The sequence below is a fragment of the Saccharothrix sp. ST-888 genome, assembly GCF_000955975.1.
Lineage (GTDB): Bacteria > Actinomycetota > Actinomycetes > Streptomycetales > Streptomycetaceae > Kitasatospora.
Genome location: NZ_JYJF01000728.1, coordinates 1 through 331 on the forward strand (window position 1 = coordinate 1; position 331 = coordinate 331).

Consider the following 331-nt stretch of genomic DNA (forward strand, 5'->3'; position numbering starts at 1 on the left):
CCCGATCGTGAGCGTCACCGCGGCCCCGGGCGGGTCCGCGGGCGGCCGGCTGAGCCCCGACCGCCCGCGGGCCGAAGCCGCGCTGGTCCGCATGGTCGCGTGATCGGGTTCGATGAACTACCCGCCGACGAAGATGCGACCCGGCCGTGAGGGCACCGCCGCCGCGTTCGACGCGCGGCGAGACGCCGTCGCCTGCGCCGACCCCGCGACCCGCCAGCAGGCCAAGCAGGCGCTGCGCAAGCTCAACCCGGCCGGCGGCACCGCGATCGGGACCTGGCTGACCCTGGCCGACCAGCTCTTCGAGACCCGGTCCGACATCCCCATCCGGCAC

The 331-nt window shown here is 76.1% G+C and carries 1 pseudogene; it reads left to right on the forward strand.

Going from position 1 to position 331, the window contains the following annotated elements:
• Nucleotides 1–112: 112 nt before the first annotated feature.
• Nucleotides 113–331 (forward strand): annotated as a pseudogene (locus UK12_RS34385) (hypothetical protein); the annotation flags it as partial.